At 70.8% G+C, this 15,420-nt stretch carries 11 protein-coding genes; 1 reads left to right on the plus strand and 10 read right to left on the minus strand.

Annotated features, from left to right (window positions below; translation table 11 throughout):
- Positions 1 to 729: 729 nt before the first annotated feature.
- From nagB to E6A26_RS01185, 3 genes are all read right to left on the minus strand, one after another.
- On the minus strand, positions 730 to 1,509 hold the full coding sequence (gene nagB / locus E6A26_RS01175; RefSeq protein WP_136609348.1) for a glucosamine-6-phosphate deaminase: 780 nt from the start codon (positions 1,507 to 1,509) through the stop codon (positions 730 to 732).
- A gap of 112 nt (positions 1,510 to 1,621) precedes the next feature.
- Complete coding sequence (locus tag E6A26_RS01180) at positions 1,622 to 2,872, minus strand: PTS transporter subunit EIIC (RefSeq protein ID WP_136609349.1); 1,251 nt, start codon at positions 2,870 to 2,872, stop codon at positions 1,622 to 1,624.
- 162 nt (positions 2,873 to 3,034) lie between these two features.
- Positions 3,035 to 3,781 carry a GntR family transcriptional regulator gene (locus E6A26_RS01185; protein WP_234864848.1) on the minus strand — a complete coding sequence of 249 codons (747 nt, stop codon included), beginning with the start codon at positions 3,779 to 3,781 and terminating at the stop codon, positions 3,035 to 3,037.
- Positions 3,782 to 3,913: 132 nt separating this feature from the next.
- Between E6A26_RS01185 and E6A26_RS01190 the strand changes: the two genes are divergently transcribed.
- Positions 3,914 to 4,585: an HAD-IA family hydrolase gene (locus E6A26_RS01190; protein WP_234864850.1), complete on the plus strand. Its 672-nt coding sequence runs from the start codon at positions 3,914 to 3,916 to the stop codon at positions 4,583 to 4,585.
- A gap of 4 nt (positions 4,586 to 4,589) precedes the next feature.
- On the opposite strand, the gene E6A26_RS01195 is transcribed toward E6A26_RS01190, so the two are convergent.
- The 7 genes from E6A26_RS01195 to E6A26_RS01225 all read right to left on the minus strand — a co-directional run bounded on the left by E6A26_RS01195 (position 4,590) and on the right by E6A26_RS01225 (position 15,412).
- Complete coding sequence (locus E6A26_RS01195; protein WP_211128865.1) at positions 4,590 to 5,090, minus strand: DinB family protein; 501 nt, start codon at positions 5,088 to 5,090, stop codon at positions 4,590 to 4,592.
- Between the two features lie 10 nt (positions 5,091 to 5,100).
- Positions 5,101 to 6,402 carry an FAD-dependent oxidoreductase gene (locus E6A26_RS01200; protein ID WP_136609352.1) on the minus strand — a complete coding sequence of 434 codons (1,302 nt, stop codon included), beginning with the start codon at positions 6,400 to 6,402 and terminating at the stop codon, positions 5,101 to 5,103.
- A 4-nt stretch (positions 6,403 to 6,406) separates the two neighbouring features.
- Entirely contained in the window at positions 6,407 to 7,276 is an 870-nt protein-coding gene (locus tag E6A26_RS01205; RefSeq protein ID WP_234864852.1) for an aspartate/glutamate racemase family protein, read from the minus strand.
- A gap of 183 nt (positions 7,277 to 7,459) precedes the next feature.
- Complete coding sequence (locus E6A26_RS01210) at positions 7,460 to 9,034, minus strand: NCS1 family nucleobase:cation symporter-1 (protein WP_136609353.1); 1,575 nt, start codon at positions 9,032 to 9,034, stop codon at positions 7,460 to 7,462.
- 546 nt (positions 9,035 to 9,580) lie between these two features.
- Entirely contained in the window at positions 9,581 to 10,222 is a 642-nt protein-coding gene (locus E6A26_RS01215) for a LysM peptidoglycan-binding domain-containing protein (protein ID WP_136609354.1), read from the minus strand.
- Positions 10,223 to 10,495: 273 nt separating this feature from the next.
- Positions 10,496 to 13,897, minus strand: coding sequence for a DEAD/DEAH box helicase (locus tag E6A26_RS01220; protein ID WP_136609355.1), 3,402 nt, complete (start codon positions 13,895 to 13,897; stop codon positions 10,496 to 10,498).
- A 150-nt stretch (positions 13,898 to 14,047) separates the two neighbouring features.
- Entirely contained in the window at positions 14,048 to 15,412 is a 1,365-nt protein-coding gene (locus tag E6A26_RS01225) for a UDP-glucose dehydrogenase family protein (protein WP_136609356.1), read from the minus strand.
- Positions 15,413 to 15,420 lie beyond the last annotated feature (8 nt).

Below are 15,420 nucleotides of genomic sequence, written 5' to 3' on the forward strand. Positions count from 1 at the left end.
AGTCTGCTGGCCAATCAAGGTCGGGAACCGCGGGGGTGCCGGCGCGGCGACCCCAGGAGGGCAGCCCGCCTACGCCGCCGCGGCGACCCGGGAGGGCTGCCGACGACGGCGACGCGGCGCCCCGGGACGCGGACGACGGCGGGTGGCCGCCGTCGTCGTCGGCTCCCTCGGGGCCTCGGTGCGGATTTCGACCTTTGTTGAGGCGCCAGGACGGTGTGTCGCCGTGCGACACGCCGTTCTGGGCCGGATCAGCTGGCCAATGAAGGTCAGGAACCGAGGGGTGGCGGCGCGGCGCCCCGGGAGGGCAGCCCGACGACGGCGCGGCGCGCCTTGGAGGGCAGCCGGACGACGGCGACGCGGCGCCCCGGGACGCGGACGACGGCGGAGGGGGCCGCCGCCGTCGTCGTCGGCTTCCTCGCCGCATCGGCGCGGATTTCGACCTTTGTTGAGGCGCCAGAACGGTGTGTCGCCGTGCGACACGCCGTTCTTGGCTGAGTCTGCTGGCCAATCAAGGTCGCGAACCGAGGGGTGGCGGCGCGCTTTGGAGGGCAACCGGGACGACCGCGGCGCGGCGGCCCGGGAGGGCAGCCCGCCGACGACGGCGCGGCGCGCCTTGGAGGACAGGCCGACGACGGCGGGTGACCGCCGCCGACGGCGGAGCGGCGCGCCCTGGTGGCCGCGGACGACGGCGGCGCGGCGCCCCGGCGGCCCGCCGACGACGGCGGTGGCTCAGTACCGCTGCCAGGCCGGCTTCTGCGCGTGGGTGTATTGGTAGTACTCAGTGTGCTCGAGGCGGGAGGCCGCCGCGGCGTCGACCAGCACGGTGGTGTGCGGGTGGAGCTGGAGCGCCGAGGCGGGGCAGTTGGCCGCGATCGGGCCCTCGACCGCCGCGGCGATCGCGAGCGCCTTCGGCTCCCCGAGGCCCAGGAGGAGCAGGTGCCGCGCCTCGCGAATGGTCCCGAGACCCTGCGTGATGACGTGATGCGGCACCTCGTCGATACTCGGGAAGAACCGCGCGTTGTCCCGACGGGTCTGCTCCGTGAGGGTCTTGATCCGGGTGCGCGACGCGAGCGAGGACATCGGCTCGTTGAAGCCGATGTGCCCATCAGTGCCGATCCCGAGCAGCTGCACGTCGACGCCGCCGGCGGCCGCGATCTCGGCGTCGTACCGCAACGCCTCCTGCTCGGGGTCCTCGGCCTGACCGTCGATGCTGCGCACCGCGCCGTCGGCAAAGTCGACGCTGTCCGTGAACTCGCGCCGGATCACCGAGCGGTAGGACTCCGGGTGGTCTGCGGGGAGGCCGAGGTACTCGTCGAGGGTGAAGGCCTGCGCGTCGGCGAAGGAGAGCCCCTCCTCGCGGTGGCGCCGGATGAGTTCCCGGTACGTGCCGAGCGGGGTCGAGCCGGTTGCGAGCCCGAGGACCGCCGGACCCCTCTCGACGCGGGCTTGGATGATGCCCGCGGCCGCGTTGGCCACGGCGTCGGCGTCGGGCAGGACGATGATCTCCATGCGTGGTCTCCTGGTGTGGGCGGGTCTGGGGCTGGTCTAGCGCTGGTCTGCTGGCGGCTCCGGGCACGACGCCGGGCCCGCGGTCGGCGGGCCCGGCTCAGCCTGGCTGGGGCTACTTCGCGGGCTCGGTCTCGACCGAGACCTCGTCGTCCTCGCGCCCGGGCGTCTTGAGGTTCCAGCGCTTGATGACGAACGAGAACAGGAAGTAGTAGATCGCCCCGTAAACCACGCCGATCGGGATGAGCAGCCACGCGTTCTGCGCCTTGCCGAAGTTCAGGATGTAGTCGATGAGGCCCGCGGAGAACGTGAAGCCGTCGTGGATGCCCAAGAGGTTGACGAGGGCCAGGGACGTGCCCGTGAGGACGGCGTGGATGATGTAGAGCGGGAACGCGACGAACATGAACGAGTACTCGATGGGCTCGGTGATGCCCGTGAGGAACGCGGTCAGCGCGGTCGAGAGCATGATGCCGCCCACGATCTTCTTCTGCGAGGGCTTCGCGTGGCGCCAGATCGCGAAGGCGGCGGCCGGGAGGCCGAACATCATGATGGGGAAGAATCCGGTCATGAACGTTCCCGCGCTGGGGTCGCCGGCGAAGAAGCGGTTGAGGTCGCCTCGGACCAGGGTTCCGGACGCGTCCGTGTAACCCCCGATGAGGAACCAGACCACCGAGTTGAGGATGTGGTGGAGGCCCGCGGGGATGAGCATGCGGTTCGCGAAGCCGTAGATGCCGCCGCCGATCACGGTGTTCGAGGCCACGGCCTGGCCGACCCAGGAGAGGGCCGCGTTGAAGAGCGGGTACAGGAACGAGAGGACGACGCCGATCACGAGGCTCGTCACGGACGTCAGGATCGGCACGAGGCGGCGGCCGGAGAAGAAGCCGAGGAAGTCGGGGAGCTTGGTCCGGTAGAACCGCTGCCAGAGGCCGGCTGAGATCAGGCCCACGATGATGCCGGCGAGGACGCCGTAGTTGATGACCGCGGGCTTGCCGGCGGGATCGGTCTGGCCCGCGAGGACCACGGGGCTCATGGCCTTGAAGACCCCGTCGATGACCATGTACCCGACCACCGCGGCGAGCGCCGTGGAGCCGTCCGACTTCTTGGCCCAGCCGATCGCGATGCCCACCGCGAAGATGAGCGGGAGCCACGTGAAGACCGCGTTGCCGGCGGCGGAGATCACCGACGCGCCGGCAGCGAAGCCCGGGATCGCGCCGAGCAGATCAGCCTGGCCGAGGCGCAGGAGGATGCCGGCGGCGGGGAGGACCGCAATCGGCAGCATGAGAGTGCGGCCCAGCCGCTGGAGGGTGGCGAAGACCGCGTTCGGCTTCTTCTCGCCGGCCAGGACGGCCGCATCAGAGGTAGACATCGCATGCACCTTTGCGTGGATCGAGGGAGCTAGGAAACCCGACCAAAACGTCAGGTAATGTCTGGTTATGACCAGTTCAGTGTGATGTGTGCCGCGGCCTCGTGTCAAGGGGTGTCCCGACAGGCCGTCCAGCGCGCTCCGGACCCTGCGGCCCGGGCAGGATCAGAGCCGGACTTCCATGCTCAGGGCGTAGCGGTCCGAGCGGTACCACGAGCGTGCGTGCTCGATCGCGATCTCCCCGGAGAACGAGGTCCGGTCGAAGAACAGCACAGGCGTGCCCTCGTCGGTGCCCAGCAGCACCGCGACGTCCGCCGGCGCCGCCTCGGCCCGCACGGTCTGCCGGGCGCGGTCTATCTGGTGCCCGAGGTCCGCCGAGAGCGCGCGATAGATCGACCCGGTGAGATCGATCTCGAGCAGGCCCGCGGCATAGGTGGCGCCGTACCACGCGTCGTCCACGCTCACCGGGCGCCCGTCCGCGAGGCGCAGGCGGCGCACGTGGATCGCCTCGGTGCCCCGCGCGAGGCCGAGCGCGGCCGCGGTGTCCGGCGGCGCCGTCGTCCGTTCGGCGGCGAGGACCACCGTGCTGGGGGTGAGGCCTTGGGCCTCGATTTCCTGCGTGAAGGAGGCGAGGTGGAGGGTGGACTGTACGGGGGCGTCGGCCACGAACGTGCCCTTGCCGGGCACGCGGACCAAATGGCCTTCCGTGACAAGCCGCCCGATCGCGGCCCGGACCGTGATCCGGCTGACTCCGTACGCGTCCATGAGTGCCCGCTCGCTGGGGAGCAGCGCGCCCGGCGCGAGTTCATCCGTGGCGAGCCGGAGGACGATGGTCCGGAGCTGCTCGTGCTTGGGCACGGGGCTGTCGCTCAGTACGGACGACGGCGGCAACGCCTCATGCGATCCGCTCACCCGAGCCTCCGCTCCCTTGTGCGTACCAGCGGACGAACCCGTGGTCGGGATCTGTCCCGCGTGGTTCGATCCAGTCAGTACCATCGTAGGGCACGCTACCCTAGGCGGAGGCACGATCCCCAAGGAGGCCGCGTGAGCGCGACGACCCTGACCGCGCGTGCGGTCCTGCTCGACATGGACGGGACCCTCGTGAACTCGGACGCCGTGGTGGAACGCGTGTGGCGGCGCTGGGCCGCGCGCCACTCGCTGGACCCCACGAACGTCCTCTCCGTGGTCCACGGCCGGCAGGGCCACCTGAGCATGGCGATGCTCCTCCCGGAGCGGCCCGTCGAGGAGAACCTCGCGGAGAACGCGACGATGCTCGCCGAGGAGAGCTCCGACGTCGACGGTGTCGTCGCCGTCCCGGGCGCGCCCGCCCTCCTCGAGGCGCTCGTCGGCGCGCCGCACGCGCTCGTGACGTCCGCCGACGACACGCTGGCCCGCGTGCGCATGGGGGCCGCAGGGCTCCCGCTCCCGCCCCTTCTCATCACGGCCGAGCTCGTTGCGGCGAGCAAGCCCGACCCCGAGGGCTTCCTCATGGCCGCCTCGCAGCTCGGCGTGGATCCCGCCGAGTGCCTCGTGCTCGAGGACTCCGAGGCGGGGATCATCGCGGGCCTCGCCGCCGGCATGCGCGTGCTCGGAGTGGGGCCGCGCGCCGCGGCCTTCGGCCCCACGCACCACGCGCCGGACCTCACGGGCATCACCGTCGAGTACGTCCCGGGCGGCGGGATCAGCCTCACGGTGCCGCACCCGGCCGTCCCGTAGCGCCCTAGGAGCGCGCGGCGAGCACCTGCTCCCGAAGGATGTCCGCGTGGCCGCAGTGCTGGGCGAGTTCGCGCAGCATGTGCAGGTACACCCATCGCAGGGGGAGCGGCCCGCGGCGGTTGCCGAGCACCTCTTCGTCGAGCGTGTAGCCGGCGGCAGCGCTCCGCGAGGCCTCGCAGGCCGCTTCGTGGGCCGCCTGGACGGAGGCGATCGTGTCCTCGCTGTCGAGGGCGAACGATTCGTCGGGGGTTGCGGGAATGCCGATCTCCCGGCGCGAGCGGAGCGTGATCGCCTCGTCGAACCACACCTTCTCGACGAACGTCGCGTGCTTCACGAGACCCAGGAGCGTGGTCCGCGACGGCACGAGCCGCGCGCGTGCCTCGTCCTCGGTGAGCCCGTCGAGGCACGCGCGCAGGGCGGCCCGATGCTCGTCGAGGAACGTCTCGAACTGGGTCCGGAGGTCGGCGTGGAAGGACTCGCGGTCCATGCTCGGCATCGTGGTCATGGCCCGGAGTCTAGCGGCGCGCCCAGCGGGGCGCGTGCTCGGGGAGCGGCCCCACGCCGATGAAGCGAGCGGGGACAGCCTGAAGCGCCGGGAACCGCTCGAGGAGGCGGAGCGGGAGCGGCAGCTCGTCGTCAGCCGGCCCGGCGGGGCCGGCGAAGGCGTCCTCGTCCAGAATCCGGCCGACCACCCCACGGTGTGCGCCCTGCTGGAATCCCTGCACGAGCACCGTGGGCCACCATCGCCGTCGCTGCACGCTCTGCAGGGCCGACTCGGGCACGGGTCCGCCGCGCTGGAGCGCCGGTTCGAGGATGCGCGCCGCGGCGACCGCGTCCTGGATCGCGAGGTTGATCCCCACGCCGCCCACGGGGCTCATCGCGTGCGCCGCGTCCCCGATCACGAGGAGCCCGGGAAGGTGCCAGCGCTCGAGCCGGTCGAGCCTCACCTCGAGCAGCTTTACGTCGTCGAACGACGGCGGGACGTCGCCCAAGCGGTCCGCGAGCCACGGCTCGAGGGCGGCGAGGCGTGCCCGGAACGCTTCGAGCCCCTCCGCGCGCAGCTTCGCGTCGGCGCCCTTGCGGATGATGTATCCGCACTGCCAGTACTCTCCGCGGTCGACCATGATGAGGAACTGTCCGCGGGACGCGCGGCCGAAGCCGCCGTCTGGATCGCCCTCGTGGCGCGGGATGCGGAACCACCAGACGTCCATCGGCACGCCGAACGCACGCGGCGTGAGGCCCGCGGCGTCGCGGACGGTGGACCAGCGCCCGTCGCACGCGACCACGAGATCGGCCCCGAGCGTGTGCTCGGCTCCGGTTCGGGCGCCGTCGGCGCGATCCCGCCAGACGACACCGGTGACGCGGCCGCCGCCGGGGGAGTCGCCGTCGTCCGCGGTGGTCGACGCGCCGTCGCGCAGGAGCCCAGTGACCTCCGCGTTGCGCAGGAGCCGGAAGCCTGGCTCGCGCGCCGCCGCGTCGGCGAGGAGCTCGAGGAGGTCCCACTGAGGCACGAGCGCGATGTGCGGGTGTGGGCCGTGGAGCCGCGAGAGGTCGCCGATGCGTGCGGTCCCGGAGTCTAGCTGGGCGGCGACCTGGGTGATGCGCCGCTGCGGGATGGCCGCGAACGCCGGGCCGAGGCCTAGCTCGTCGAGCAGCGTGAGGGTCGAGGAGTGGACGGTGTCGCCGCGGAAGTCGCGCAGGAAGTCCGCATGCTTCTCGAGGACGGTGACGGCGATGCCGGCCCTTGCGAGGAGGAGCCCCAGAAACATCCCGGCAGGCCCGCCGCCGGCGATGGCGACGCGCGTGCGATCGTCCATGGCATCAGCGTACGCGGGACTCCCCGATGGGATGCAGGTCCCGCGCAGCCGCTTCAGCGGGCGCTTCGCCCGGCGTCTCACCGGGCGCCTCGGGCGCCGTACCGAGCGCCTCGGAGGCCCTACCGGGTGCCGTCGCGGGCGCCGTCGCGGGTGTCGTGTCGATGGGCCAGCCGAGCACCCGCTTGGTGCGCGGCGTCGCGAACGTGCGGACCTTCGAGGTGGTGAGCCCGAGTCGCACGAGGGACTCCGCGGCGGCGACGGCCGCCGCGACGCCGTCCACCACTGGAACGCCGCAGCGCTCGCGGACGCGCATCTCGAGCTCCGCCATCCCGCCGCAGCCCAGCACGATCACCTCGGCCTTGTCCTCGCGGACGGCCCATTCGGCCTCCGCGACGATGGCCTGGATCGCGGCCTCGGGGTTGGCCTCGAGCTCGAGCACCGGGAGACCGGAGGCGCGGACGGAGGCGCAGCGCGCGTCGAGGCCCGCGAGCTTGAGGCGGTCTTCGATGAGCGGGACGGTGCGGTCCAGCGTCGTGACCACGGAGTACTTGTGGCCCAGGTACATCGCGGTCGCGGCCGCCGCCTCGGTGATGTCCACGACCGGGACGTCGAGGAGCTCCTGGAGCCCCTCGCGCCCGTGCTCGCCGTAGCCGGCCTGGACCACGGCGTCGAACTCGCCCTCGTACCGCGTCACTGCGTCCATGACCGCGATCGCCGCGAGGTAGCTCTCGAAGTTGCCCTCGCACGAATCCGCGCCGAACCGCGGCGTGATGCCCACGATCTCGGTGCCGGGCAACGCCGCGCGACGGGCCTGGGCGGCGATGGCGTCCGTCATGGACTGGGTGGTGTTGACGTTGGCAACGAGGATGCGCATCGCGGGTCCTTCTTCGGCTCGGGCGGGCTTCGGCTTGAGCGGGGTTTCGGCTCGGGCGGGTTTCGGCTCGGGGCAGGCAGGGTGGGTGGGTGAGCTGGGAGGACGGACGACGACGGCGGGTGAGCGCCGTCGTCGTCCGTCCTCAGGCGGTGGGCGCGTCGACCGGCCCAGGCGATCCGGCGGTTAGGCCGCGGTGGCGGGCTCGGGCTCGCCGGCCTGGATCCGCGGGCGGGAGCGTTCGAGCGCGGTGAAGGCGACGAAGCCGAGGCCGCAGCCGATGAACCACGAGTAGTCGCTGATCCACTGCGCCTGGCCGAGGATGGTCGGAAGGATCACCGAGGCGATCGCGGGGAGGCCCGAGATCAGCGTGGCCGCGACGGCGTTCGGGTTGACGCCGTTGACGAACCAGTACCGGCCCTTCGGGCTCATGGTGTACATGTCCTCGACCCAGATCCGCTGCTTGCTCACCACGAAGTAGCCGGCGATGAGGATGCCGAAGAGCGGGCCGATGAGCGCGCCGAGGATCCCGAGGGACCACTGGATCGCGGTCGCGTTCGAGTACCAGTTCCACGGCGTGAGGATCACTGAGCCCACGGCGGCGATCATGCCGCCCATGCGCCACGAGATCTTCTGCGGGTTGACGTGGGAGAAATCGAACGCAGGGGAGATGAAGTTGGCCACGATGTTGATGCCGACCGTCGCGATGACGAACGTGAGGCCGCCGAGGATCGTCGCGAACGGCGCGTCGATGCGGGAGACGGTCTCGATCGGGTCGGTGATGAGCTCGCCGAACACCGGAACCGTCGCGGAGGCCGTGAGCACGGTCAGCAGCGAGAAGAACAGGAAGTTGACCGGGAGCCCGAGCAGGTTGCCCTTCTTGACCGCCTTGAACGACTTCGCGTAGCGGGAGAAGTCGCCGAAGTTGAGCATGGGGCCCGAGAAGTAGCTGACCACGAGGGCCACGGCGGAGATCATGACCGGGATCGAGGCGCCGAAGTCGAGCGGCTTGCCGGCCGAGAGGTTGAGGGAGACGTGATCCCAGCCGGCCTTGCTCACGAGGTAGACGGCCAGGAGGATCATGACCACGTAGACGGCCGGACCGGCCCAGTCGACGAAGCGCTTGATGGCCTCCATGCCGCGCCAGAAGACGAGGCCCTGGGCGACCCAGAGGAGCGCGTACGCGACGTAGCCGAGCGGGGAGAGGCCCAGGAAGCCGTGCTCGTTCACGGCAAGCGGGGCGAGCTGCGGCCAGAACTTGAGCATGACGATCACGAGGGACTGCGAGGCCAGATACGTCTGGACCCCGTACCACGCAATCGCGATGAGGCCGCGGATCACGGCCGGGATGTTCGCCCCGCGGACGCCGAAGATCGCGCGGTTGACCACGGGATAGGGGACGCCCGTGACTTGGCTCGGCTTCGCGACGAGGTTGCAGAAGAACTGGACGATGAGGATCCCGACGATGAGGGAGACGAGGACCTGCCACGAGGCCAGGCCTAGCGCGAAGAGGCTGCCTGCGGTCACGTAGCCGCCGACGCTGTGAACGTCCGACATCCAGAACGCGAAGATGTTGTACGAGCCCCACTTCTGGTGCTTGAGCGGGTCGAGGTCCTTGTTGGAGAGGCGGGGGTCGCGGTCGGGCTGGCGGGCCGCGGCGTCGTCGGACGACGGCGCGGCGGTGCCTTCTGCGGCGAGGGTGACGGGGGAATTCAGCGGGGACTTCAGCGGCTGGACGACGGTGTCCGGGGTGCTGTTCATGGTTCTCTTTCGGATCGGTGGTTGCGGTTGGGGGAACCGCGGGGATCCGCTGGCCTGTTTGCGCTGTGAGGCTCAGCATCCGGCGCCGGCGCCGGGGCGGTGAGTCTCAGTTGGGTGTGACTGGCGTCTCATCGCTTGGTATACAAGATAGCTCTGGGATACCAAGCTGGCAAGAGCATGTTGGAAAAATGTTTCCGACATGTGAGAGCCCAATCCGTCTCGGGTACAGATACTGCGCGTTTTGACCGTCTCGGGTACAGATAACTGCGGGTTTGGACTGTCTCGGGTACAGATAACTGCGGGTTTGGACTGTCTCGGGTACAGATAACTGCGGGTTTGGACTGTCTCGGGTACAGATAACTGCGGGTTTGGACTGTCTCGGGTACAGATCATCTGTACCCGAGACGGGCTGGCGGGCGTGTATCTGTACCCGAGATGGGCTGGGGGCGGGTGTATCTGTACCCGAGACGGACGCAAGATGCCCCCGACCTGTTGGTCGGGGGCATCTTGGCTCGCCGGACGGGCCGGCTTGCTGGGTGTGAGGGGTTAGGCCGGAAGCTGCAGGACCTGACCCGGGAAGATGAGGTTCGGGTTCGCGATGATCTTGGAGTTCACGTCGGCAAGCTTCTCCCAGCCGCCTGAGACGCCGAGCTGCTGAGCGATCGCGCTGAGCGTGTCGCCAGCCTTGACCGTGTAGGTCTGGCCCGAGACCGGAGCCTCGGCGACGTGGCGAGGAGCAGCCTGAACGGGGGCCGGAGCCTGCTGCACCGGAGCCTGCTGGACGGGAGCGGCCTGGGCCGGCGAGACCTGGACGGGGGTCGGGTTCGCGCCCGCCTTGCCGGACAGGCCGAGCTTGGCCGAGCATGCGGGCCATGCGCCCCAGCCCTGGCTGGCGAGCACGCGCTCGGCCACCGAAATCTGCTGGGCGGCCGATGCCTGGTTCGGCATGCCCGTCCCACCGTTGGCCTGCCACGTGCTGAGCGTGAACTGGAGGCCTCCGTAGAAGCCGTTGCCGGTGTTGGCGGCCCAGTTTCCGCTGGACTCGCACTGGGCGAGAGCATTCCACGTGGACGTGCTGGCTGCGTTGGCGGCAGGGGCGGCCAGAGCGGCGCCACCGAGGGCGACGCCGGAAATGGCGGCTGCTGCGAGGGAACGACGTGCGGCTGTGCTGAAGGTGATTTTCTTCATGGGAATCTCAGATGCACGGGGCTCCACCGGCACTCGTTCCGTCCCCGGAAGTCCGCGTGCGCCGCCGGCCCCTGACGGTTCGAGGTCAGGACGATGGTGACTGCGCAGACGGCGGCGTGCGGTGGACGGCAGTACCCGGCATATATGGCCGGCAAACGCTGGGGAATCGCCGACTTTGTACCCGCATCAGGGGAGGCTCGTTACCGAACCTTGATCTACCGTAGAGTATGAATTCGCCGTTGCAAAATCGTGACCAAACTGGCGTGACCAAAGCTAGGTGAGGAGCGCCCGCACATCCTCCGCCGTGAGGGCCGAGGCGAAGAGCGCGTCGTCGTCCATGACGGACGTGAAGAGCGCCGCCTTCTTCTCCTTGAGCTCCATGACTTTCTCCTCGATGGTGCCGCGTGCCACGAGCCGATACGTCATGACGGTCCGCGTCTGGCCGATCCGGTGCGTGCGGTCCACGGCCTGAGCCTCCGCCGCCGGATTCCACCACGGATCGAGGAGGAAGCAGTAGTCCGCCTCGGTGAGATTGAGCCCGACGCCGCCGGCCTTGAGCGAGATCAGGAAGACCGGAGCGTCGCCCTCCTTGAAGCCCTGCACCACGGCCCCTCGCCGCTTCGTGGATCCGTCGAGGTAGGCGTAGCTGATGCCCTCGGCCTCGAGCCGCTTGCCTGCCATCTTGAGGAACGAGGTGAACTGGCTGAACACGAGCGCGCGGTGGCCCTCCGCGATGACGTCGCCGAGCTGCTCGAGGAGCGCTTCGAGCTTCGCCGACGGCGGGCCTGCGAGCTCGGGGTCCACGAGCGAAGGGTCCAGGGCCATGAGCCGCAGGAGCGTGAGCGAGCGGAACACGATGAAACGGTTTCGGTCCAGATCCTCGACGAGCCCCAGGACCTTCTCCCGCTCGCGCTGGAGGTACTGCTCGTACAGGCGCCGGTGCGTGGGGGCGAGATCCACATCGAGCCGCTGCTCGACCTTCTCCGGCAGCTCGGAGGCAACCGCCTCCTTGGTTCTCCGGAGCATGAGCGGACGCACCCGGCGGCGGAGCCTCGCGAGCCGCCTCGCGTCGCCGCCCTTCTCGATGGGGCGGGCGAACTCCTGGGCGAAGTGGTTGGCGCCGGGGAAGAGACCGGGCGCGACGATCGCGAAGAGCGACCACAGCTCCATGAGGCTGTTCTCGAGCGGCGTGCCGGTGAGCGCGAGCTTGAACGGCGCGTCGAAGTCCCGCGCGAACTGGTGCGCCTTCGTGGCGCGGTTCTTGAGGAACTGAGCCTCGTCCATGACGAACCCGTCCCACTCGATGGCCGAGTAGGCGTCCACATCGAGCCGGAACAGCGCGTAGCTCGTCACGACGAGGTCCGCCCCCTCGACGCTGGCCGAGAGCGGGACGCCCGCGGCCTGCTCGGTGTCGCCGATCGCGACGGTCCGCAGGGACGGCGCGAACCGGGCGGCCTCCGCGGCCCAATTGGGCACCACGGAGGTGGGCGCGACAATGAGGAACGGACGACGGCGGCCCTCGCCTTCGGCGGCGGGGGCCGCCGCGCGCGTGTGCTCGCGTGCGTGGAGGAGCAAGGCGAGAGTCTGGAGCGTCTTGCCGAGGCCCATGTCGTCCGCGAGCACACCCCCGAGGCCGTGCCGCCAGAGGAACGCGAGCCACTGGAACCCTTCGAGCTGGTACGGCCGCAGCTCCGCGACGAGCCCTGCGGGAACCGGCACGGGCTCGAGGGCCGCCGGCTCGAGGAGCCCGCGGACCGTCTCGCGCCAGCGGGGCGGCTCATCCGTCTGCCCTGCGATCTCGGCGATCTCGTCCCACAGGCCGGCCTGATAGAGGCTCAGACGCGGCGGCTGCGGCGCACCGCCCTCGACGCGCCATTCGCGCAGCTCATGGGATTCGTCGATGAGGTCCTTGAGACGCAGGATCTCCGGGGTATCGATCCGGAACCACGATTTGTCCGGGAGCATGACCTTGGTGCGGCCCTTCGCGAGCGCCACGAAAATGTCCTGGAACGCGATCTGCCGCCCGTCGATCGAGACCATGAGCCCGAGGTCGAACCAGTCGCGCTTCTCGCTCTCGACCGCGCTCAGGACGAGCTCCGGCGCGCCGTCGAGGCGGCGGTAGGCAGGCTGCTCGCCCCGCAGCACCACCTCGATTCCGGGAACGGCCCGGAGCTCGGGGAGCGTCCGCTCGGCGAAGTCAGCGGTGTCGAGGTCGGTGAGCGTCACGTCGCCGAGGGCCCTCCGGCCGAGCGCGCTGTCCTCGAGCGCCGCCGCGGCGCGCTCGATCGCGTCCGCCTCCGCTGCCGCGTCCCTGACGTGCCGCTCGCCCGCCGCCGAGTACAGCGGAAGCTGCCGGACGTCGTCGCCCGTCCTGTACTCCCAGTGCCACACGAGGCGCAGGCGGTCGCGCGGCTCGAAGGTGCCCGTCAGCACGAGGACCGGGGGCTCGATGCGCGGCAGCTCCACGCTCTGGTCCGCGCTCGCGACCGCGAGGCCGCGCGCCAAGTCCGGGTAGAGGTCGGCGAAGAACGCATTGCGATCGCCCGCGGGAACGGCGATCGCGTCGTCCCGCCGCAGGAGCGCCTGCTCGCGGTTGGTCAGGCGGCGGGACGTCGGGGCCAGGACGATGAGCTCGTCGCTGCCGTTGCGCAGAGCGGCATAGGCGCCATGGTCGCCGATTGTCCCCGCGGATGACGCCGGAACTTCCTCGCCGTCGAAGGCGAGGGACGGCGCGAGGGCCAGCCCGCCGTCGTCCGCCGCCCGCACATCGAGGCCGACTTCGGCGAGGCCCGCGACGTGGACCCGGCCGTTCTTGCGCGGCGCGACGAGCGCTACGCCCGCCGCCGCGGCGTCGGCGAGGACTGCCCACAGGAGGGGGCTCGCGAAGTCGTCGAGGTAGATCCACGAGTCCGGGCCGCGCCAGTGGTCGCCGCCGTCGGAGAGCTGGAGCGGCTGGAACTGCTGGAGCACACGGAACTGGGCCGGCTTGTACTCGGCGTGGTGGTCGCGCCGCGAGAACGTCTGCCAGCTCAGCGCGCCCCGGCCCCAACGGCCCGTCCCCGGGTTGAAGCTCACGGGCCGGATCCCGAGCTTCGTGCCTTCGCGGCGGTGGCGCGCGTACGCTCCGCCGAAGCGCTTGCGGGCCTCGCGGTCGAGGTCCCGGAGCTCGAATTGCAGGCCGAGCGCCGTCTCGCGTGAGGGGCGGACCGCTGTGCTCGGGGCGAGGATCTCGGCGAGGGCCGCGCGCCACGCGGGCTGAGTGGGGGCCGAGGGAGGGAGAGCCGGCTCTTGGACGGCGATGCCCATGCGGGCCCGCACGGTCTGCTCGTTGGCCATGAGGAGGGCTGCGAGCACGTGCTTGCAGTCGTTTCCGACGGGGCACGTGCACCGCCCGCCTGCGTACACGTCCCGTCCCGAGACGCGGCGGATTCGGGCGACGCACTCGTAGGGTTCGTCTTCGCTGCCCTGGACCTGTGCCGCGAGCTCGCCCGCCTCGGCGTCCCAGTCGAGGCTCAGGACGTGGCCGCCGCGCGCGTAGGTCGTGGCGCGCGCGATCGTGGCCGGGCCGACCGCGCGGATGAGGCCCGGAACGTCGACCATTGGAAGGTCGGCGGGGCTCGTCCCGGGCGCCGGCTCGCGGTCCGGCTCGCGAGCGGGCGTGGGGAAGGGCGACACGGTGCAATCCTCCCACGCACGTCCGACAACCAGCGGCCGGGCCCCAAAGCGCACCTTTCATGCGAGGGCGGACGTTGCAGCGTCGGGAAACCTGCGCCGCCGAAGGAAGAGTCCGCTCTCGGGCGGAGCGTGCCGCAGGTGGAGCGCGCCCTACGGCGCCGTCGTGGTCTCCCGCGCGGCCGGCGCGACGTCGCCGGTTCCGAGTCCCAGCATCGTCCAGCCAGCGGCGGCCCACGCCTCGCGGTCGAGGACGTTCCGCGCGTCGACCATGATGGGGCGGGCCACGGTCTCGGCGAGCTCGAACGGGTTGAGCCCGCGGTACTCGGCCCACTCCGTGAGCAGCAGCACGACCTCGGCGCCCTCGCACGCCTCCGCGGCGGACTGCTCGAACTGGAGCTGCGGGTAGCGCATCCACGCGTTGTTGATGGCCTTCGGATCCGTGACCACGACGTTGGCGCCGGCCTCCGCGAGCTGCAGTGCGACGTCGAGCGCGGGGGAGTCGCGGATGTCGTCGGTGTCGGGCTTGAACGCCGCGCCGAGCACCGCGACACGGCGCCCGGCCACTGAGCCGCCGCACAGCTGGGCGGCCATGGCGGCGACCCGGCCGCGCTGGTTGACGTTGATCTGGTCCACGAGGCCCATCCACGCGTCGACCGAGTCGACCTCGAGCTCACGCGCCTGCGCGCGGAACGAGCGGATGTCCTTCGGCAGGCAGCCGCCGCCGAAGCCGAGCCCCGCAGCGAGGTAGCGCTGGCCGATGCGGGGGTCGAGGCCCATCGCGGCGGAGAGCTGCGTGACGTCGGCCCCGGCCGCGTCGCACAGTTCGGCCATCGCGTTGATGTACGAGAGCTTCGTGGCGAGGTACGCGTTCGCCGCCGACTTGATGAGCTCCGCGGTCGCGAAGTTGCACACGATCCGGGGAACGCCCGCGTGCAGGAGCGGGGCGTAGACCTCGTCGAGCACGCGAATCGTGTTGGCGGCCACGGCGCTGCCCGCCGAGGGCTCGGCGCCGTCGACGCCGTACACGAGACGGTCAGGAATGAGCGAGTCCTTCACGGCCGTGCCCTGGCGGAGGAACTCCGGGTTCCACGCGAGCTCGACGTCCGCCTGCGCGAGCCACTCGCGCACGCGGTGGACCGTCCCCACCGGGACCGTGGACTTGCCGACGACGGCGGAGCCCGCCCGGGCGCGCTCGGCGAGCGAGCGCGTGGCCGCCTCGAGGTACGTCAGGTCGGCGAGCTCGCTCGTCTTCGACTGCGGAGTGCCGACGCACAGGAAGTGCACGTCGCAGTCCGCGACGAGGTCCATGTCCGTCGTGAAGACGAGGCGTCCGGTCTTGCGCCCGTCCGCGAGGAGGTCCTCGAGCCCGGGCTCGTAGAACGGCGCGAAGCCGCGCGAGAGGTGGCCCACCTTCTCGGCATCAGTGTCGACTCCCACCACGTCGTGGCCCATCGACGCAAGCGTCGCGGCGTGGACTGCTCCGAGGTAGCCGCATCCGATGACCGAGATCTTCATGTGGGTCC

The organism is Sinomonas albida, from assembly GCF_004919045.1.
GTDB classification, from domain to species: Bacteria; Actinomycetota; Actinomycetes; order Actinomycetales; family Micrococcaceae; genus Sinomonas; species Sinomonas albida.